We start from the raw sequence: 20,765 nt of genomic DNA, 5'->3' as shown, positions 1-20,765 counted from the left end.
GATGGCACACCATTTTTGACGCGAAGCCAATACGTTACCGCGGCGGCATAACTTTGTTCAAGCACCTCATGTTCCGCGGAGCTTTATGCTTGCTGCACGTCTTGTTTCAACCGTGATTCGAATTGAATCTCTTCACGTCCATGAGATCTCCACGGTAAGACGATTCACTTTCCTTCATGAGCGTCAAATAGCTCCCACCTAGCGCGGGAGCTGACTCGGTTATGCTGTTGTTAGCTGTTCTTCATCCGACAGTCGGCGGGAAACGTATCCGACCACGGAAGGAAAGGTTCGTGCGCTTCGGCATTCTGCGGACCTGAGATCTGCGGCAACTGCTCGAAAAGAAACTTCAAGTAGTTGTAGGGATGCAGCCCGTTCTCTTTCGCCGTCTCGATCACGCTGTAGATCGTTGCGCTCGCCTTCTCGCCGCGTGACGTGTTCGCAAATAACCAGTTTTTTCGTCCGATCACAAACGGCTTGATCGACCGTTCACTACGATTATTGTCCAGTTCGAGCCGTCCGTCCGCAAGAAACACCGTTAATTTCTCCAACTGGTTCTGGCTATAGGCGATCGCCTGGCCGATTAGACTTTCGGCAGCGTACGCGACTTTTGCTGCCGGAGCCACTCGCGATACGCCCCCAGCGCCGGGACGCTCCGCTTCTGTCTCTTGGCATGGCGCTCCTCGGGCGATACGTCCGCCAGCTCGCGCTCAATCGCATAGAGTTGGTTGCAATAGGCCAGCCGCTGTCCGGCGACACTGCTCAGCTTCCCCGTCTCCGGCGGCGCTCCCTTCAGCGCTTCGTCGAATTTGCGGCGCGCATGCGCCCAGCAGCCGACAAGCTTCACCTTGGCGACCTTAGCCGTCCACGTGCAAATAGCCCGTAAATCCCGACAGAAAGTTCCGCTGATGCTCGCCGCCCCTTGTCTTTTGGTACTCGTACAGAACCGCAGGCGATACGCCTCCGGTCCGTTATAGCCACAAATAGTGATTACATCGGCCGACTTGCCGGGTTCCCGGAGCACCTGCAACGTCGTCTCGTCCGCGTGCAGCGCCCCCTGCCGGAGCAGGTACACCTTCATCGCCTCGTAAAGCGGTGACAGCCAGGTCTCGGCGCGGCGCCGTAAATCATCCAGTTCGCCATCGTCTATCGGGAGAGAGAAAAGCCGAGTCGGGCGAACTGCTGCTCCTGCCGGTACACCGGCAAGCTTTCCACATATTACTGGCACATCACATGCGACAGAATCGAAGGGGACGCCAGGCTCCCGGGATAAGCAGTTCTGGGCATCGGCACGGTGACGATGTAGTGAATTGGACTTCGTTTTGTTTGGCAAACTCATCCCATGCCTTATGCCTGATAATGTTCATGTTCCTCGGGTCGGAAGTTTGCCTCCGGCTTCCTTCAAATTCCACCTCACGATGAATACCCCCTTGCCCTTGGCTAGTGGTTGGTCACTACAACACCCCACAGCGGACTTTAACCGGCTGGAAGATGCGTGCCTCAGGGCACGCCGCACCAAAAAAACCGGCTCGAATTCGAGCCGGGGAGAGGAGCTATTCCAGGGCGCGGGCGAGCGCCGTTAACACACCCGCCGCATCCTCCGCGATTCTTTTTCCTTTCTGTGCCGATACTTCGTTCACATAGGCGTTATATTGGCTCTTCTCCAGTTTCGTTATCAGCGAATTCAAGATGCCGCTCGAGCCTTCTCCGGTAACGAATCGCCGCGTCAATTCCATGAGGCTGGCATTTGTCACTTGAATAGTGTATTCGCCGGATGCGTGCGCGATATTTCCCGCCGCATCCTCCGCCGAAGCGGACACCTGGTGCGTGCCCAGATCAAGCAGGTAGGCCGGACGATCGACCAGCGGCGCGGAGCAATCGCTGGAAGCCACGCCCGAAACCTGATCCGCCGCCGTACATGTCACGGTAATGGTCTGATTGACCGTATAGGCCCCCGTTCCGAGCATGGCCACATCTGGCGGGGTCTTGTCGATCCGGAAGGATACCTTCTTCTGATCCTCGACATTGCCCGCAATGTCGATCGATCGGAAAGCCACTTCATGCAAGCCGTCTTCCGCAACGGTGAAGGCATCCTGATATGCCGTCCATTCTCCGTTATCCACCCGATATTCGGAGTTGGCCGCGCCGGAGCGCTCATCGGCTGCGCTCAACGCAACTGTGACCGGATGAACGTACCATCCGTTCGCTCCATCCGGCGCTTCAGGCGATACGGCCGCCGTGGTGACGGGAGGCGTCACGTCCGGGCCGCCCGACAGCGTTGCCGTCCCCCAGTAACCGCGGTTGCTGGAGTTGCCGTCCATTCCGTTCCACAGCCACTGGCGAATCCGCCGCACGCCGTCTTCGCTGTCATCGAAGCCAAAATCGAACAGCAGGCTTCTCCCTTCCTCGGGCGTCACATTCAAAGCATCCCACGGGATGCGCGCTTCCAATGCATAACCGCCGCCGTCCCCATGCCGGCGAACGACCATGTCCACAGGCGCTTGCTGTGAGGTGTTGTACCATCGCCAGTAATAGGACCCGTCTTTCCCTCCTGCGCTCAAAATCAACTGGCGGTCGGATACGAGCAGGCCCTGGCGCACGTCAAGCTGATCCGGACCGACGAACAGCTCGACTCCGTCCCCTTTCCAAACATTGCCGTCGCGGAACGGATTCATCATCGGCGTAGGATCGGTCACATCGGCGAACAAGTACAGATTCGACTGATCCCAGGCAAAGTCATAGCCCGCCTTCATGTCGCTGCCGCCGGTTCCTACGATCCGGTCACCTGACTTGAGCCACATTTGACGCGACGGATCATAGCCTTCGTCGCGAATGCCGTCGATTTGCATCGGGGAGGAAGTATAGCCGATCTCGAACTTCCGATTTGCCGGACGCTCGACTTCGCCGAAGTCATATTGGAACGGCGAGCGATTGCCGAGAAGGACGCTGTAGATGTCGTCATTGCTCTGTTTCACGCCCTGCAAGAACGGCTTATACGGGGAGTCGGCCACATTGATCAGCCCGGTATTGTACCGTTCTCCGGTCGTTCCTTCCCACCAGCGTCCGGCGGCCGGCTGATCGACGTAATTGAACCAATGCGTGCCGACCACGTATCCGAGCGAAGCGGCCAGTTCCACGTAATTCCGGTAGCGAAGCTGCCGCTCGTCCTGCGTCTCCACCGGGATTACGCCGGAATTCAGTCCCTGCTCCGCCGTGCCGTAGTTGAACTCGGTAATCATAATCGGCTTGCCGCCGGATTTGTCGTGAATAGCCTGCAGCTGGCTGACACTCAGATTTCTCGAATAATAGTTATAGCTGATGACATCGAAGTATTTTCCCGCGGCTTCTGACAAAATATCGCGGATTCTAGTGTTCTCCACCGTATTCTTTAACCAGCGGTCGCCCAGCAGCAGATGATTCGGATCGTATTTGCGGAAAATCGTTGCGATCGTGCTGTACAGCGTATCCGCATACACGCTGACGAACGAGTAAAGATCGTCTTGCGCCTGCTGCGTTTTCACGGGCAATGCGGCCTCATACATCTCGTCGAAGCTCGCGAACGACGTTCCCCAAGCGCTGTTGAACGCGGAGATGTCTCCGTTATACCATTCGTTCAGCAGATCGACCAGCTTGCGCTTGGATGCGACCTTGCTCGCTTTCGCTTGCGGAATGACCGTCAAGATGTTCTGGAATTGAATTTCGTTGTCTATAAAATAACCGATAAGCGTGGGATCGTCTCGATTGGCCGGTAATTTCGCGGCGAACGCTTCGTCGATCTTCTGCTCTGCTCCGTCCGCGAAAATATCGAAGTAATGCATGCCGTCCACCTGGGCCCAATCCATGCTCGAGGTCGGCAGCATGTTCACATGCGGCATGCCGTATTCGGCGGCGTAGTTGCCGGACCAGGACCCGACCGTATTGAAGCCCCACTTTTGAATCCGATCCATGCCTTGCTTGACAAACTGCTCGTCATCGTACGGGGCGCCGAATTTCCGAATACGGTTCGCAATATAGTAAGAGAAATCCGTACTGCCCGCGCGGAAAGCCGAGGCGAACTCCCCGGTCTGAGGCGGAATCCATTCGAACTGGTTTTCCCTTCCGCTGGTTTGGACATAAGTCTCATTGGTCGTAATCCCGTTTACGCCGAGACTGTAGAAGACATTTCCGTCCGGCGTAACCATGACCGTCCGGCCGTTGTTGGTTTGCTGTATGTTAAAGAAGCCGGTAGCGGTCAGTCCGTACGACTGAGCGCTGTCCTTCAGGCCCCCATATGCGTCACGATCGCTTGGAACCTGCAAGCTGTCATAGTAGCTCTGATCATCCACCGCATCTTGCGTCAGCTGCGCGTCATCCGTCACTTTCTCGGGAAAATCCGCTTTGATGACCTGACCGTACCGGTCGATCTGCCAATCGGACTTGGAAGGGTAGTAGAGCGTTTGGACAAAGCTGGGAGAAAGACCTTCTTTCTGAGCGTACGTGTCGATCGCCACACCCGTAGTAAGGGTGATTGGCGCTTGATATAATTGATACGCGGTATCCGTATTTCTCTTGTAATAGATGGCTGCTCCCGGCGTAGCGGTGGACAAGACAAGCGTTTGCGATCCGTCAATGACCGTTTCCGATGGAGGGTTTGGTTCCACAGACGCCGTGTTGAGATTGAGGATGACCTTGGATATTTGCGGTGTCCAATACTTCACATCGCCTAACAGTTGTATTTTCAAATAACGGGTGCCTGCCGGAAGTCCGAAGGCTTCGTAGACATACATCTGCCAACTGGCCACCGACGGGCCCGACGTGTAGATCTTCGGCGTCACCGGCGTATAATCGACGCCGTCCGCGGATCCGTAGAATTGGACATCGACCACCGGAGTGCCGGTCCAGAAATAAGCGGGAACGGTGAACGAGGTGATGTCATAATCCGTTTTATAGACCAATGATCCCGTGTCCGTGTTGTTGCGGGTGATTCGCTTCAGATCGCCCCCCATATTTTGAGCGTTGGACGAGTCCAGTACGAGATTTGCGGTATGACTGTAGATGGAATTGAAATTATCCAGATCATCGACAAGCCCTTCGTTCGTATCCGCTTTCACCACCCCTGAAAAAGAAGGAAGCGACAGCAGCAGGACGAGCAGCCAGACCATCAGACGTACGACCGGTTTATTGGAGAACATTCTTTTTCCTCCCTTATCTGTCCGAGAATTTACAAAACACGGTCCTCTCTCTCTTCCTCTTTGTCCCATTCCCGCTCCCGATATTCGCTCGGGGTCAAGCCGGTTATCTTTTTAAAGATACGGGTGAAGCTGTTGACGTTGTTGTACCCTACCGATTCGGCAATGTCGCGGATTTTCCCGTTGCCGCCGGCAAGCATTTCTTTCGCTTTCTCGATCCGTATTTCCATCAGGTAATCGATAAAGTTGCCGCCGGTGTAGTCTTTAAACATTTTGCTCAGGTGGGAGACGCTGATATGAAATTGGGATGATAGATAACTCAGGGACATTTCATGGCTCATGTAATTTTTCTGGATATAGCGCATGATTTTTTCGATCGCTTCGTTTTTCTCCCGATTGTGTCGCCGAGTTCGGATTCGATCGATAAAATCGGCCAAAATGCTGGTGACAAAATCCGCGATCTGCTCCAGGCTTTCGTATTGCTCCAGCGTTTCATTAACTTCCTGCGCGGGGGCCAGATCCTCTCGCAGCACCCCGATGTCGCTTGCCACAACAGCCGCTTTCATAAGCAGCTGCACGACAAGCTGCTTGATGATATCGGGCCGCACATTGGAGGAGGCCAGCGAATCGAACCATTCCCGCACCTGCTGGCGCAGCTTCTCTTCATCGAGAACTTTGATGGAGTCGATCATGTTGTCGGTGAAGGCGAACAAGCGATGAAACTCTCCCGCGCTGTAATCGGGAAGATCGTCGGCGGTAATAATCGCGTTGGGTCCCATGACCAGCTTATACTTCAGCGTTTCCATCGATTGCTTGTGGGACAGATGAATGTCCTCCATCCGGTAAACCTCCGGGCCGATTCCGATCGTCACCGTCTTTTTGAAATGCCCCTGAATGTAATTTTTCAGCATATCTGCTACAGCCATGGCGTACAGCGAATGCTCTTCGGAATCATCGTCATCGAAGCTGAGAATAATGGCGCATTGGCCGTCCTCCCATTCGATGGCCGCACCTTTGCTTTCCGCATTGATCAGTTCTTCCGCAACGTTGCATAAGCCGTAAGCGTAGAGGTGCAAATCCCGGCTTGACGCGATTTCCGATTTTCGGTCGAATTCCACGCTCATGACGATAAAACGGTTCCGATACAGCTGCACGCCGACCATCTCCATATACTGCGAAACAGACCGGTTAATTGCGTGATAATCGGTTAAGAGCTCCATCAGGAGCCGCCATTTCATGATCGGTTTGCTTACCTTGATCTGCATCTGTAGCCTTTCGCTGTCCGACAAAATATGCTGCACCATGTTCTCGAAATTGGTAAACTCGTTGCCCGTATCCCAGTCGGATACGGCATACAGCGGATGGGCTTTCATCTTCTTGGACAGGTTGGCGATTAACCGATTCAGCGGTTTGAACGTCCACCGGCCGACCAATACGGTCATGAGGCCGGCTACTGCAAACAGAATCACGGCAATGACCAGCAAGGCGTTCCTAACCGTGATGAGCGGCTGGTCCAATTGGACGTCGGGCACGATATTGACGATTTTCCAGCCGGTATAAGCCGATGTCACATAAAACACCGAACTCGGCACATGCTCGAACGTCGCTTGAAAACGCCCTTCACGCTCGCCTTGTAGAACCTTCGCCATAATGTCCGATTGATGCATATCCTGTCCGACCAACTTTTTGTCCGCGCTCGATACGACATGCCCGTTCGAATCCAGGAGATAGAGACTGCCCAGGCTTCGATTATTGGCATCCGTCAGCAAACGATAAAGCGCATCTTCCTTGATGTTGACTGCCACCGCCCCGCGCCGGTAACCCGGCGAATGAATAAGCGGATAGGAGCGGACGAGGGTCACAACGTTCCGGTAGATCGGAAAATTCGATTCGTTGAGCAACAGCTTCCGTGTCGGCAGCCAACTCGAATAACCGTCAAACTTCTCGAACGGACGAATCCAATCATCATCTTTCGTGATATGCCCGTCGTTCAGCGGGGTCCCCGAGAAGAACCGCTTCCGGACGTACGAATACAAATCGACGGAATACACGTATTCGCCGGCATTGACGAAGCGGGCGAAGTAATTGTTGAGTCGGTAGGTATTGTCGAGGCTCTCCTGGTCGTTCAAATTATCATCGAAAAACCTCTTGACATCCTCGTTTCCGAGAATATCGATCGATTCTTTGTTGATCTCCTGAAGAACGAGCTCCATCTTGTTGTCGATCTGGCTGAGCAGCGCCATATGGGTGCTCGTCGACTCGTATTTCAGCCGGTTGGTCGCCACTCGATACGATAAAAAGGAGATCATGGAAACGACGAGGAACAGAAGCAATAACAGCACGATGACGGTCTTTTTTGTCGATTGATTCCGCAAGATGCCCATGCCCTGTTCCCCCGGTCGTTATCCGTTTAGTTAAAAGTTCGCCTTATTCTTCTCGTACCAATCCTGCGCCAATTGTTCGGCCTGGTCGCCGCCTAAGCGCTTCCATTCTTTGCGGATATCCGCGAGAGCTTCTTCCGCAGTATAATCCTTGCGGGTAACGGTCTTCGCACGGATATCAAGAACGGTCTTCAGGAACGACGACTTCAGTTCGTTAATCTCGGTAATGTTCGGCTGATACGGAATATCGCGCCGGAATTTGTTTTTCAAAGCGATTTGAAGCGAATCGGCCTCCAGCTTTGCCAACTGCTGGGACAGCGGGTCCTGCGCCGCTTTGACAATCAGGTCTTCCGGTTTTTCCACAGCCGGTTTAAGCAACGCGTATTCGTTCGCGTATTTCACTTCTTTCGCGAATTTATCCGCATCCAGTTGCTGCGGCACGCCGTTCGCCAGTTTATAATGAACGCCCTCCAGGCCGTTTGTCAGCGTAAACCAGCCTTTATCCATCAACCAGTCCAAATATTCCATGGCGGCTTTCGGATTCTTCATATCTTTATTGAAAGTTACATAAATGTAAGCGGGAGTTTCCTGATACAGGCCGAACTTCCCGTATTTCGTCGCTACCGGCTCAAGCGGTACGGGCTTCGCATTCGGATCGTTCGTCAGCAAATCCCGGTTCAGGCTGGTCGTCATATTTCCCCATTGGCCGAGCAGGATGCCGGCCTTGCCCGTAGTCCAGAGCTGCTTCGCGCGGGAATTGTCGTTGTCCGTAAAATATTCTTTGTCGGCCAATCCCTGCTCATAGATCGTTTTCTCGGCAGCCAGCGCATCGCCGAAGTTGTCCAGCGTGGGGCCGAATTTCATTTGGCCGTCTTGCAGATACCAATCGTAATAGTCGGTGCCGAACAGCGCGGCATACACATCGTTCGTCGTATAGCCGACAATGGGCACGGTATCCGCTTTCCCGTTGCCGTCTGGATCCCCGTCCTTGAACGCCTGGGCGACCGCGATTAATTCCTCGATGGTCGTCGGCGTCTTAAGCTTCAGCTTGTCGAGCCAGTCCTGCCGGATCCAGATGCCGTGATTGGCGATGCTGCTGATGGTCCGGCGTGTCGTCATTGCATAGATCTTGCCGTCGAATGTAATATACGGCTTCAAATCCGGGTTTTCCTGCAGGTATTTTTTGTAAGACGTGCTGTATTTATCGATGTAGTCGTCCAACGGCTGAATAACGCCCTGCGACACCAGGTTTCCGATGTAATTGCGGTCGTATTCCCAGATCAAGTCGGGAGCCTGATTGGATGCGATCAGCACGTTCAGCTTATCCTGCGCCTGGTTGCGCGGCACGGGCACAACGGTTAGATTGATGCCGGACTGCTCGCGAATCCACTTCACCCAACGGTTATCCTCGTACGTTCCCTCATCGCTCGACACTTGCCCCCGGTCGAACATGGAAATGCTTACATCTTTCGGCAAGCTGTCGTACTTGTCCCCCTGGCTGCTGGCTGTCGACGCCGCGGTACTGCCGTTAACCGTTGCCGTGCTGCCGTTAGCCGGCGTGCCGCTTTTCGAGCACCCGGAGAACAATACGGCTGCGGACAGACACAAAGGCAAGATCGCGGCTGCCCATTTTTTTACATTCAAGTTCATTTGACTCCTCCTCAATTTTTAACCTTAAATCATCTAGCAATCTATCACAAGGCCGCAAGGCTCTTATGACCTCAACCCTTCACCGAGCCCATCAGGACTCCTTTGACAAAATGCTTCTGCAAGAACGGATACACGCACAGAATCGGCAAAACCGCGATCACGATCGATGCGGCACGAATCCCTTCCGGTGTGATCGTCGTTTGCAAGGCGCCTTCCCCATTCGTCGTCCGGAGCAGCTCCGAGCTTACGTTCTGCAGCATTTGGTACAGCTTGACCGTAAGGGACAGCTTGTCGGTGCTTTTGATGTAGATCAGAACATTAAAATAATTGTTCCACCATCCCACGGCGTAGAAGAGGGTCAAAGCCGCAATGACGGGCATGGAGATCGGCAGAATGATTCTCCACAGGATCATCCAATCCTTGGCGCCGTCGATAGCTGCGGATTCCTCCAGCTCTTCCGGCAGCCCCTCGAAGAACGATTTCATGACAAACATGTTGTAAGCGCTGATAAGCGCCGGCAGCCAAAGCCCCCAGTAGGAATTGACCAGACCAAGCGAACTGATCAGCAGAAAGTTCGGAATGAGCCCGCCGCCGAACAGCATCGTAAACAAAATACCCATCAGCATAACATTTCTTCCTTGAAGCCGCCGCTTCGACAACGGATACGCGGCCAGCACGGTAAACAGCATGTTGAAGGCCGTGCCGACCATGGTGATTACCAGCGAATTTCTCATTGCCACCAGCAGCTGCCCGTCCGCAATCAAATTGCGGTAGGCGTCCAGATTGAATTCGATCGGCCATAGCGACACTTCCCCCGCATTGATGGCACGGCTGCTGCTGAAGGACACCGCCAAGATGTTAATGAACGGAAACAACGCGGCGCACGCGAAACATCCCAACAAAAAAGCGTTCAACCAACGGAACCATCCGGATGCCTGCATCATCTCACCATAACCCCCGTTCCCCCATCGCACGTATGAATCGGTTGACCGCCACGACCAGGATCAGGGATACGACCGATTGAAACAAGCCGAGCGCTGTCGTGTAGCTGTACTGCAGCCCGACGATCCCCCGTTTATAGACATACGTGCTGATAACTTCGGACACGCTGCCGACAGCCGAATTTTGCAGCGTATACACTTGTTCGAAACCGACATCCATCATATGGCCCATCTGCAGAACAAGCAAAATGGCGATCGTGCTGCGAATGCCCGGCAGCGTCACATGCCAGATTTGCCGCCATCTGCTCGCTCCGTCGATCGCTGCGGCTTCGTACAACTGCGGATTCACGGACGCCATCGCGGCCAAGTACAGAATCGTTCCGAATCCCGCATCCCGCCAGATGCTCGATCCGACAAAGGAGATCGGCCACCAGAACGTACTTGCCATAAAATAGATAGGCTCCACTCCGAAAAATTTCAGGACCGCATTCACGATGCCCGTGCTGGGAGACAGTACCGCAATAACGATGCTGCCAAGCACGATCCAAGACATAAAGTGCGGAATATACAGGAGATTTTGCAAAACTCTCTTGTATACTTCCGAACGAAGCTCGTTCAGCATCAGCGCCAGAACGATCGGAACGGGAAACGCAAACAACAAATTGTACAGGTTCAACAGGAGCGTATTTCTGAGAATTTGAACGAAATCGGGACTGGTGAACAGCTTCCGGAATTGCTCCAATCCGACCCAGGGACTTCCCCAAATTCCCTCAGACAACCGATAATTTTTGAAGGCCATCACTTCGCCGAACAGCGGTGCGTACTTGAAGAGAATGAAATAAAGCATTACAGGAACTAACATGAGGTATAAATATTGATCCTTGCGTAAGCGCCTTAGCCATCGCGGCTTCTGCGCAGCCAACCCTGCCGCTTCAGTCGGAATGCTGGCTTTATGTCCGGCTGTAGATTCCATGAGTGTTCCCCTCGTATAGTAGTTTTTGAAGCTTGGTTTGAGACCGTTTCCAGCCTCAACTGTAATATGGTTATATTTTACAGTTGATGCAAGCTTGATTTGATGTACCCTTTTCTCACTTGGCATTGCTATTAACCCAGGTTTTATTTCCAATTCGTTTTCGTCACCCTCTTGACATTTCACCGCTAAGCATTCTGGCCCATTCTAGTACTTTCTCAATGCTAATCGTATAGATTGGATGGATCTGGTATAGTAGTGCCAAAAAGAGGTTATCATAAATGCGACCCATCCAACATCCTGTTCGCTTAACGACCGAAGAACGCGAGAAATTGCGTGCCATCATTTCCAAAGCTAAAGCTGCGGCCCGATCCATTCGTCGAGCGCAAATCCTGTTAGCTGCGGATGAAAACAGGCTAGGCGGTTGCTTAAAAGAGTTAGAGATTGCCGAGCGTCTACAGGTACACATTAACACCGTGTATAACGTTCGAAAAGCGTATGCCGACAAAGGGTGGGAAGGCGCGATCGGTCGAAAGAAACGACTTACACCGCCCGTAGCTCCGAAAGTGACGGGCGAAGTCGAAGCAAAAATCATCGCGCTGAGTTGCAGCACTCCGCCGGATGGAAGAAGCCGTTGGACTTTGGATCTGCTTGCCGATCGGGCGGTCGAACTGAACTACATCGACAGCATCTCCTACGAAACCGTCTGGAAGGTCTTAAAAAAACAAACTCAAGCCTCACCTTCGTAAATGCTGGTGCATTCCACCTGAGCAACACGCAGCGTTTGTCGCCGCTATGGAAGATGTGTTGGACGTCTAAATCACCTTACGATGTCAATTGCCCGGTGATTTGCATGGATGAAAAGCCATTTCAACTGCTGGACGAAGCTCGTGAACCGATTCCGATGAAGGCCGCCAAGCCACGTCGGGAAGACAGTGAATATGTTCGACAAGGAACTTGCAGCATCATTGTCTTTACGGAACCCTTGGCAGGTTGGCGACATGTTGCGGTACGGGAGCAACATCGACTGGGCGGAGCAGGTTCGTGAACTGCTGAACGTTCATTATCCGAATGTGCCGAAGATCAAATTGGTCATGGACAATCTGAACACCCATTCCATCGCCTCCCTCTATCAAGCGTTTGAGCCTGAAACCGCCAGGCGGTTGGCGAAGCGATTGGAGATCCACAACACGCCCTAACACGACAGTTGGCTGAATATCGCGGAGATTGAGCTCAGCGTGATGACCAGCCAATGTTTGGGGCGACGCATCCCTTCTAATTCTGAGTTGGCGCACGAGTTGGCGGCATGGGAAAGTGCTCGAAACCAGCACCAGAAAGGCGTGGATTGGCAATTTACAACGGCCGATGCTCGTATTAAGCTAAAACGACTTTCCCTTCAACATTAGCTGCTTGAATTACCACAAAGATGCCGGCAAATCGAAATTAGCAGATGCGAAAACGTATGTATATCCGCACTTTTTATGAAGCCATTCCTTTGTTCATTCAAGGGATCCCACAATTTTTGTGATCGGATGATTTTTTTGTTAACCACCTTAGTTTTGGCAAAAATCGAGTAGGAGGCGGCGGCTAGCCCCCGTCCTCTCACACCACCGTACATGCGGGTCCGCCTACGGCGGTTCCAAAAGGTTAACAAAGTTCTAAATAGCGAGAAAGCAGACTCTTAAGCCCTTTCGCTTCCCAATAGGAAGTCGGAAGGGCTGTGTTCGTGACACGAGACATTTCCCATGGACCGCGTCGGGAGTTGGCCATGACGAAACAGGCCCATTCCGGCACGTTCAGCGCCCTAAGTTCGCGGATTCGTGTTCGTACTCGTTTCCATTGCTTCCACAGGCACATGCGCAGCCGTCTGCGAATCCAGCCGTCGAATTGTATAAGATGGCTCTTCGCGGCAGCCAGTCGGAAATAGCCTAGCCACTCCATCATATAGCGATTCAACTGGTTTATCCGCTTCTCCATCGGCAATAGCCTTGTGCGGCTCGTCAGTTCGCGGACTTTGTCTTTGAACCGAGAGATCGTTTTCGGGGCCAGCCGAATCGTCGCCTGCTTGTTGCTCAGGAAACTAAACCCCAGAAACTTGCGTTTCCAAGGCCGTGCTACCGCGCACTTTTCCCGGTTCACTTTCAGTCTCAGCTTTCCTTCCACAAAGTGAATGACCGACGCCATGACCCGTTCTCCGGCGCGTTTGCTTGCAACGAAGATGTTGCAGTCGTCCGCATAACGGACGAAAGAACGAACTGGGGGGAATTCAAAAGGGGAATTTCAGAATAACTCAGTTTCTAATTGCCGTAATTGAAAAGGCTGTCTCTCAGGTCACAGACCTTATGAGACAGCCTTTCAAAAACCAACAAGAGTGACATTTCACGGAGAAGTTAAGGAGGCATTATTTCAAACTAGAACACAATTTATTAGCTATGTGTGACAGTAAACGAGTTGGTATCAAATGAAACACTACCAGGTGAATAAACGGTACTATTAGATGAGTTTACCATAATGAATTTTGTTATGTTAGTTGCACCGTCACCAAGGCCCCCACTGGTACCAGATCTGTTGTACCCACAATATTGGAAAGTTACGCTTCCAATATTAGGATAATTTAATGTTGGATTCTCTAAGATATATTCTACGTCAGTATTTCCCACGTAAGAGGCTGAAAATGTTCCATTTGTATATTGGCCAGTTGTAAAATCGGAGATGTAATAAGATGCGTTATGGGTAGAAGAATCGTAACTTACCAAGATATAGTACTGATCGCCGTTATGTGCGGTTAGACCTGTAATTTTATAAGCCGGACCAGGATAATCTTCAAACCAGAAATAGGGAGTCGTAGAAACACTATCGGAGTTAGCGGCACCCGCTTGGATTATATTAGGTGCAGTATGCAACCCAGCCCAGGTGGCCATCACCTGAGATGCACTACTTGCGGCTGCTGGCACATAAGTTACAGTTGTTGCAGATGTATAAGTACCTGGATCAGTAACTCTGTAACCGGCATAATTATGACTAGTTGAAGTAGTTAAACCAAATTGAAGGCCAGGTATTGCGACAGGATTTGAGTCAACTCTTTTACTACCTACCACGGCCTTTTTCCAGATTTCAAATTCTGCTGTCCCTACATTTGGTCTTTTGGGAAGGCCAAACCGTGTAAGTTCATCGTTGCTTGCAGTCAAAGCATTAAAATTAGATGGAGGAGCTACAAAATTATGAAATTCTAGATTTTCTTTAGGCGTAGCCCAAGCCGACAAGCTCCCAACCAATAACATTGCCAACAAAAATACAGTTGTTCCTAACCAATGCTTCCTCTTCATAATACCACTTCCCTTCCAAATGTTTGATGTATTTAGAATATACAATAATTTGGATTAGATGTAAATATATTATAAATATCCGTCAACGCCGAAATTCATTTAACCCCTTACGTTGAATAATATTTCTATATCGAATAGATCCAAAAAAATATTTTATTGCTTCGGATCAGCTATAATAGGCTCTCTACTTATTTGGAAATCCATCTGTACCGGTTTTGGATCAACTCTCTGAAATGAAAAGTTTTTCGCAGGAATAACATTCGGAACATTTGATTTTGCACCGCTTGTGGAATTAACACCTAAAGAGCCGCACAATACACATAGAGAACCAAGTGCCGTGAACAAAATTACTTTATTTTTCTTCATAACCTCAACCTCCCGGTTTTACCTGCTATTTATGACGCTTAGATACACCAGAACGTTGCACCTACTAGACGATTTTTTGAGGGACCAAATGCTTTTACGCAAATCCTTCAACTTTTCCTGCATCATATTTATGAGACAGCTAACTTGTCAAGCATGACAAACAATCCGCTTGCCTACAGCATTCACCTATCTGTTGCGGCGCAAGTTGGATAGCCTTGTGTATGGCAAGTTCAGCACATGGTCATTTCGAAATTTCATTAACCAAGACAATATTATAAATTTCGCATAACAAGGGAAATCGCGTATATGATGCTGTTATTGCTGGATACCAGTATTCGGCTTACCGAATTATACGCCCTGCTCATTTCTGTTCTAGATAGGACGGCTTCATTCATATTGCAAGGGAAAAAGTAACAAGAGCCGCTTTGTCCCTCTTCAAAAATCTTGCACCGTGGCACTCCATATGTATCTGAAACTGCACGGCAGACTGCAACATCATGCCTTGAGGATTTTGGTTAAGGAACAGCCCTTCCAACAAGAAACATCAAACGTTTAATCATCAAGTATTGCCGCGTTTCAGGTATTCGCGATTCCGGCATACCTTTCGAAGAACGAATCTTTCCTAATGAACGGCGGGAATGCCTACGTTCTTCAAGCCCTTTTTGGTCACAGTAATATCGAAATGACCCGCCGGTATGTGCCCCTTCAACCTGAAGATATACGTCATTGGCATGATATATGCAACCCCCATTGAATCGCTTCTACCGGTCGTTTTCCGCCAAGCCCACGAATGAGGAATGGATCAATCTATTCCTTCAGAATTCACTGGACAATCTCCCATATGCAGGAAATGGAGTTAACGGTCAAGAGAAAGCGCGCAAAAGAACGATGATTTCCGTTCCAAAAAACCTGCACCAAAGCACTTCGAGCTAATCTTGTCGAACTAAGGGATATTTATTTTTTGGAGCGGCCAATGTTTCTCGTTCAAAATACTGTATGTACACATTCCATTCAAGAATCGTTTTTGCTTAGCTTGAAGAAATGTACATTCTTTCTATAGAGCAGTGAAAGCTTGTACAACTTTTTCATCAATAATGGTTGAAGAAGTTAATTTTGAGTCTGAGTCACTGAAAAGCGAAATTGGATTTTGGAGGTATCGATTCCTCAAGGAGACATCAATGGACTTATCGGAGTTGAATATTTTATGATGTTAGAACTCAGGGATTGAATTAAAAACTACTGGTCCTTAAGGAATAAAATAAACTCCTCGATTTATCGAAGAGTTTCACATTTGGTGTGGTGCGGTCGAGAGGACTCGAACCTCCACGGTATTGCTACCACTGGAACCTGAATCTGGCGCGCCTGTTAAGCGCAACAAATTTTCCCGCCAACTCATCGAAGTGTCTTGTGAACAACGTCTTGTGATTTTTCATAGCCAAAACACAAAAGTCCTCCAATTAATGGAAGGCTGTCATTTTAGTTTTGGTGGAGATTAGGGGGATCGAACCCCTGACCTCATCGCTGCCAGCGATGCGCTCTCCCAGTTGAACTAAAGCACTAAATATTACTTTTTTTATATGTATAAACAAATTTTTGGTAAATATAGTCCCGTGGAAAATTATAATTTTCAGGACCATTTCCTCGGCTACATGCTGACGAATCCGGCAGTAACCTCAGCCTTTATTAATGCTTCCAAAGATGCGATCTCTACGTTTTCTCAATATGAACTACGGTTGCTTCAACAGCCAGATCGATCCACCTTCACCGGGCTTCGCGATTACACTACCCTGCTGTTTCTGCTTGATACAGGCGTTTTTATCGGATAGTTTCTCAATTTTGCACATGGACGATCTCTATCTGCAGCCAAAGAGCGCCGGGTCCCGTTCCAGAAAACCTGCTTCAAAGCGCTTCGGGCTTATCGGGCCGAACGCGGGAATCTGACCACCGCGACTTTGTTGCATTGATTGATAACCAGCTGCTGCGAATCCGTTCTTTGCAGCTCATTCTCGACCATTCCTGTTTGGATATGATTCAACTTATGTTCGGCTTTTTAACAATGAGGTGCGTAAACAGCATCTGAAATATAGTTTCTGTGTTCATCCAGAACTTCTAGAGTAGACAATCAGGACGATACCTTTTGAGATTGGTATTCTAAAAACGAGTTTCTCCAAATTAGAGATCAATTGGCTTTTTGCAGAGTTAACCGATTAATAATATGAACACCGAAAAAGCGATGATCTCATATTAGTTTGCGTAAAGGTCGTCTTTTATACAAATGTCCTTCCGAAGGGCGCGGGGTCGCCTTGATCAGAGAATATTCGATCAGCTGCAACTCGTCGTCCTCCTACATCAAAAAGCTTTCGCGCCCCATCCATCAGTAAGAACTCGTCTGAAGGGACGATCATCCAGTAGTCACGGCTAAGATGGCGAAGGGCAACAATCCATACATCTTCATACGTTTTGTTTAATCCAAAATTCTCCTTGAAATACTGACACTCTTTATAGTTACCTCTGCAGAATGAATTCTTGTACTCCAATCCACTCACGGCCACTATGATGGCTGCACTTTAATTTAGGGTGATAGGCATTTTGCCATGAACGGGTTCCCATTTACACTATAATTGTATTCCTGCCGTCTCTTGATACTTCAAAGAGCGCATACAATGTCAAGAACATGGTTTGTCTTTTTGTCATTTGGAGGTGCATTCCTTGAAAATCGTCATTATGGCGGGAGGAAAAGGAACTCGTTCTTGGCCGCGAAGCATCGACGATTTGCCCAAGCAGTTCCTGCCGTTCTTGTCCGAGCAAACGTTGATTCAAGAGACAGTGAATCGCTTTCGCGATTTCGTGCCCGCCTCCCATCTCTTTATCGCGATGCCTAGACACTACTTGCCTTTGTTGAACGATCAATTGCCCAATTTTTCACCAAATCAGTTGATCATAGAGCCCCAGCAGAAGGATACTGCCGCTTGCATTGCACTGACCGTCTATCGCTTCCTTCAATCCGGTGACGATGAGCCGGTGGCATTCGTGCCTTCCGATCAATTTATAGCGGACAAGGAGGCCTTCCTAGCGTCCATCTCCGAAGCTGCGGATGTCGCATTTTTGCCCGATGCGATCGTAACGCTTGGCGTCCGGCCCGACCGAGCCGAGAGCGGCTTCGGATATTTACTCACCGTGCCCGACTCGAATACAGGCAGGATAAGCTCCGTAAGTGGGATACGCCGGGTCGCCCGGTTCTTGGAGAAACCGGACGATATACGTGCCCAACAGCTTATGAGCGAACCAGACATCTATTGGAACAGCGGCATCCTTGTCTGCCGCCCGGAGACTATGGCCCGTTGCATCCAATCCTGCGAGCCGACTCTTTGGAACCCTCTGCTGCAGAACACCTCAGACCCGGATGCCGCATACGCCGATATGCCTAGGCTCTCCATAGATTATGCTGTTCTGGAGAAAGCACGGACAATCTACTGCTTACCGGTAAATTGCGGATGGGACGATATCGGTTCCTGGGGCTCTCTGCTGCGGCATCTATCACCTGATCCACGTGGGAATGTTATCCGAGGTGAGGTCAATCTGATGAATGCAGTCCGAAATCTCGTCTATGTGGATGACCGGAAGGCGGTTATTATCGGGGTTAGCGACCTTATCGTCGCCTCGACCTCTAACGGATTGCTCATCTGCCCTAAATCCGAGGAGCCGAGGTTAAAAAAATGGTTGTCGGCGGGTACACCCCCTCCATTTGCCTGATTCGGGCGAGAAGAAGTTCGACATACATTAACTTGTAGGAGGTGTCGGAGCTTGAGTTCATCCGCGCGAAAAAGCGTTTTGAGCAAATGGCTCAAAACAAAGGCCATATTGAAAGACCCGAACGTCCGCATACTGGTACCGGAAACCCGCAGAATGAACGAAAAATCGCTTCGCGAAATGCTTGGCCGTTATTCCATGGTTTACATCAAACCGGAATCGGGCACATATGGTAAAGGCGTTATGCGCGTGGAACAAAGCAACGGCTCCTATTCGTATCAGAAGGAAGAACAGAAGCGCGTGTTCGATTCATTCCAATCTATGTATCGATCTATCGTTCGCAATAAACGCAAACGTCCTTATTTGGTTCAGAAAGGAATCCATCTTTTGAAATACAAAGGACGCCGGTTCGATGTCCGCGTCATGGTCCAACGCAATCGCAAGCGCGCTTGGGAGATGACCGGCATGATCGGAAGGGTCGCTCATCCAAGAAAGATCGTGACGAATTACCATAGCGGCGGCAAACCGATGGAAGTTCGGACGTTGCTGAAATCATTTGCTTCTGTGGAGAAGTTGTCCCAAATCGAGAAGACCGTTTCCAAAGCCGGATATGACGCCGCCAAGGCTCTAAGCCGCTCATATCCCAAACTCAATATGATTGGCGCTGACATTGGCCTGGACAACCACCTTCGTCCTTGGATTATCGAGTTGAACACGAATCCTGATCCCTATATATTCAGGCATTTGGCCGACAAGAGCATCGCCCGCAAAGTACTAAGCTATGCCAAAGCCTTGGGACGAATCCCTCCAACTAAATCCAAGCTGAAGCGGTAGCACAATTATTCCCGGACCTTCTCGATCTGCGCCATGGCCGCGGCTTTCCCCCAATTTGCGTAAAGCCCATTTCTTTCTCCATACAACTGCTTCTTAATCGTGCTGTCGCAAACACTATCCTGATGCTTGAAGAATGACAAAGTAGTCCGCCTGTTAGAATCTCTGGTAGTCCATACAAAATTCGAATACGAAAAATACGACACCTGTAGCCGAAAAACTGGGCCGGATGTCGTATTTTTATTTCTGCCGACCCTGCGACTGATAAAACATAAGTGCTTCATCGGCCTAGCCATTCGCTCGGATTATTTCATTTCTACAACTTTTTTCAAGGCGGCTCCGGCTCTGTTCCACGAATATTTTTTCATGTTCAACCGGCCTTGCCGGCCTTTCTTTTTACATAAATCTGGATGGCGATACGCCAAACTCATCTTGCTTTTTAAGCTGGACAAGTACGGCTCTGCCCACATCTGTCCGTTCCCCGAAAATAATGAACGAAACGTTCGCGCGATCGCGTGCCTGCTGTTCATGCTGATCTGCGGGCTTTTTAGCTTATATTTGACCAAAAAAGAGTTTCCATCTTTTAAATAGTCCATGTGCCCTCCCCAACCGGTAGCGATGACGGGAACCCCGCTAGACAACGACTCCAGAAACGGCAGTCCTACTCCCTCCCCCCTCGTGGGAAGAACGAATACATCTCCGAGCGTATAGAGACCCTTTAGCTGACTGGGGCTCATAAATTGAGTAATGATGACTATCGGTGCAGTTTTTTTGCGAATTCCAAGCCTTTTTTTATAGTTTTCGATTCGGTTTCGAATCCACTGTCCGGTCTCGTGCCTCGCATACCCGTTCGTCTTGATAACGAGCAGCACTTTATCAGCTGCCGAAAATTGCTCCCAGTAAGCCCTCAATAATGTTTCGGGATTTTTCCGATGCTGAAAGCCAAAAACAGAGACAAAGACAAAGCGTCCCTTGGCAATAGGTAAATCATATTTTTTATTTCCTGGTTTAAACTTTTCGCTGTGAACTCCGTGCGGGACAATAAAAATGGGGATCTTGACGCCGCTCTGACGCAAAACAGATTTATTAAACGTTGTCGGAACGCATACAGCGTCAAATTTGTTGATTTTCGGGACCCAACTCCGGGGAATTCGAGTCGTTTCCCAAACCGTATTTAAAATCATGCGGTCATATCGTTTACGCTCCCGTGCTATATTCAGTTTTGAGGGCAATTGATGATAAATAAGCACCCTTCGTTTTTTTATGGTGCCTTTCTTTAAATCCACAGGGCTGTCGTCCACCTTGACATTAACGCCCTGTCTTCTTAATGCAGATACATATTCCCTGCTCGCGATTCCGAGACCAGAGGTACGTTTTATGGGACC

General features: G+C 50.1%; 13 protein-coding genes and 2 pseudogenes. 4 read left to right on the top strand and 11 right to left on the bottom strand.

What is annotated here, in order from left to right:
* Window positions 1–230: 230 nt before the first annotated feature.
* The 7 genes and pseudogenes from H7C18_RS36195 to H7C18_RS17515 all read right to left on the bottom strand — a co-directional run bounded on the left by H7C18_RS36195 (window position 231) and on the right by H7C18_RS17515 (window position 10,999).
* Window positions 231–395 (bottom strand): transposase domain-containing protein, encoded by a 165-nt coding sequence (locus H7C18_RS36195; protein WP_475571995.1) that lies wholly within the window; start codon window positions 393–395, stop codon window positions 231–233.
* A gap of 81 nt (window positions 396–476) precedes the next feature.
* Window positions 477–1,336, bottom strand: a pseudogene (locus H7C18_RS35190) (IS66 family transposase); the annotation flags it as partial.
* Window positions 1,337–1,550: 214 nt separating this feature from the next.
* Window positions 1,551–5,168 carry an OmpL47-type beta-barrel domain-containing protein gene (locus tag H7C18_RS17535; protein WP_185130382.1) on the bottom strand — a complete coding sequence of 1,206 codons (3,618 nt, stop codon included), beginning with the start codon at window positions 5,166–5,168 and terminating at the stop codon, window positions 1,551–1,553.
* 29 nt (window positions 5,169–5,197) lie between these two features.
* Window positions 5,198–7,549 carry a helix-turn-helix domain-containing protein gene (locus H7C18_RS17530; protein WP_185130381.1) on the bottom strand — a complete coding sequence of 784 codons (2,352 nt, stop codon included), beginning with the start codon at window positions 7,547–7,549 and terminating at the stop codon, window positions 5,198–5,200.
* 30 nt (window positions 7,550–7,579) lie between these two features.
* Entirely contained in the window at window positions 7,580–9,196 is a 1,617-nt protein-coding gene (locus H7C18_RS17525; protein ID WP_185130380.1) for an extracellular solute-binding protein, read from the bottom strand.
* A gap of 71 nt (window positions 9,197–9,267) precedes the next feature.
* Window positions 9,268–10,140 carry a carbohydrate ABC transporter permease gene (locus tag H7C18_RS17520; RefSeq protein WP_185130379.1) on the bottom strand — a complete coding sequence of 291 codons (873 nt, stop codon included), beginning with the start codon at window positions 10,138–10,140 and terminating at the stop codon, window positions 9,268–9,270.
* A gap of 1 nt (window position 10,141) precedes the next feature.
* Window positions 10,142–10,999, bottom strand: coding sequence for an ABC transporter permease (locus H7C18_RS17515; protein WP_238357763.1), 858 nt, complete (start codon window positions 10,997–10,999; stop codon window positions 10,142–10,144).
* Window positions 11,000–11,388: 389 nt separating this feature from the next.
* Between H7C18_RS17515 and H7C18_RS36055 the strand changes: the two genes are divergently transcribed.
* A complete protein-coding gene (locus H7C18_RS36055; protein ID WP_273386912.1) occupies window positions 11,389–11,856 on the top strand; it encodes a helix-turn-helix domain-containing protein in 468 nt (155 codons plus the stop codon).
* A gap of 252 nt (window positions 11,857–12,108) precedes the next feature.
* Window positions 12,109–12,306, top strand: a complete 198-nt coding sequence (locus H7C18_RS36050; RefSeq protein ID WP_420481868.1) for a hypothetical protein — start codon at window positions 12,109–12,111, stop codon at window positions 12,304–12,306.
* 448 nt (window positions 12,307–12,754) lie between these two features.
* On the opposite strand, the pseudogene H7C18_RS17505 reads toward H7C18_RS36050, so the two are convergent.
* The 3 genes and pseudogenes from H7C18_RS17505 to H7C18_RS17495 form a co-directional block, all read right to left on the bottom strand.
* Window positions 12,755–13,354, bottom strand: a pseudogene (locus H7C18_RS17505) (group II intron maturase-specific domain-containing protein); the annotation flags it as partial.
* A 179-nt stretch (window positions 13,355–13,533) separates the two neighbouring features.
* Window positions 13,534–14,433 carry a G1 family glutamic endopeptidase gene (locus tag H7C18_RS17500; RefSeq protein WP_185130377.1) on the bottom strand — a complete coding sequence of 300 codons (900 nt, stop codon included), beginning with the start codon at window positions 14,431–14,433 and terminating at the stop codon, window positions 13,534–13,536.
* A gap of 153 nt (window positions 14,434–14,586) precedes the next feature.
* Complete coding sequence (locus H7C18_RS17495) at window positions 14,587–14,799, bottom strand: hypothetical protein (protein WP_185130376.1); 213 nt, start codon at window positions 14,797–14,799, stop codon at window positions 14,587–14,589.
* Window positions 14,800–17,508: 2,709 nt separating this feature from the next.
* Between H7C18_RS17495 and H7C18_RS17490 the strand changes: the two genes are divergently transcribed.
* Both H7C18_RS17490 and H7C18_RS17485 read left to right on the top strand, forming a co-directional pair.
* The gene (locus H7C18_RS17490; protein WP_185130375.1) at window positions 17,509–18,552 is read left to right on the top strand and encodes a mannose-1-phosphate guanylyltransferase; all 1,044 of its coding nucleotides are present in this window, start codon (window positions 17,509–17,511) and stop codon (window positions 18,550–18,552) included.
* Window positions 18,553–18,603: 51 nt separating this feature from the next.
* A complete protein-coding gene (locus tag H7C18_RS17485) occupies window positions 18,604–19,383 on the top strand; it encodes a YheC/YheD family protein (protein WP_185130374.1) in 780 nt (259 codons plus the stop codon).
* Window positions 19,384–19,685: 302 nt separating this feature from the next.
* On the opposite strand, the gene H7C18_RS17480 is transcribed toward H7C18_RS17485, so the two are convergent.
* Entirely contained in the window at window positions 19,686–20,666 is a 981-nt protein-coding gene (locus tag H7C18_RS17480; RefSeq protein ID WP_337913672.1) for a glycosyltransferase family 4 protein, read from the bottom strand.
* Window positions 20,667–20,765 lie beyond the last annotated feature (99 nt).

The sequence above is a fragment of the Cohnella zeiphila genome (assembly GCF_014212055.1).
In the GTDB taxonomy this organism is placed as follows: domain Bacteria; phylum Bacillota; class Bacilli; order Paenibacillales; family Paenibacillaceae; genus Cohnella; species Cohnella zeiphila.
This window is presented reverse-complemented; position numbering and strand designations above follow the sequence as displayed.

Bases quoted from the DNA above. Each gene is read 5' to 3' on its own strand.
- H7C18_RS17535 (WP_185130382.1), bottom strand. From the start codon at position 5,168: ATGTTCTCCAATAAACCGGTCGTACGTCTGATGGTCTGGCTGCTCGTC.
- H7C18_RS36055 (WP_273386912.1), top strand. From the start codon at position 11,389: ATGCGACCCATCCAACATCCTGTTCGCTTAACGACCGAAGAACGCGAG.
- H7C18_RS17515 (WP_238357763.1), bottom strand. From the start codon at position 10,999: ATGTTAGTTCCTGTAATGCTTTATTTCATTCTCTTCAAGTACGCACCG.
- H7C18_RS17520 (WP_185130379.1), bottom strand. From the start codon at position 10,140: ATGATGCAGGCATCCGGATGGTTCCGTTGGTTGAACGCTTTTTTGTTG.
- H7C18_RS17525 (WP_185130380.1), bottom strand. From the start codon at position 9,196: ATGAACTTGAATGTAAAAAAATGGGCAGCCGCGATCTTGCCTTTGTGT.
- H7C18_RS17500 (WP_185130377.1), bottom strand. From the start codon at position 14,433: ATGAAGAGGAAGCATTGGTTAGGAACAACTGTATTTTTGTTGGCAATG.
- H7C18_RS17495 (WP_185130376.1), bottom strand. From the start codon at position 14,799: ATGAAGAAAAATAAAGTAATTTTGTTCACGGCACTTGGTTCTCTATGT.
- H7C18_RS17530 (WP_185130381.1), bottom strand. From the start codon at position 7,549: ATGGGCATCTTGCGGAATCAATCGACAAAAAAGACCGTCATCGTGCTG.
- H7C18_RS36050 (WP_420481868.1), top strand. From the start codon at position 12,109: ATGTTGCGGTACGGGAGCAACATCGACTGGGCGGAGCAGGTTCGTGAA.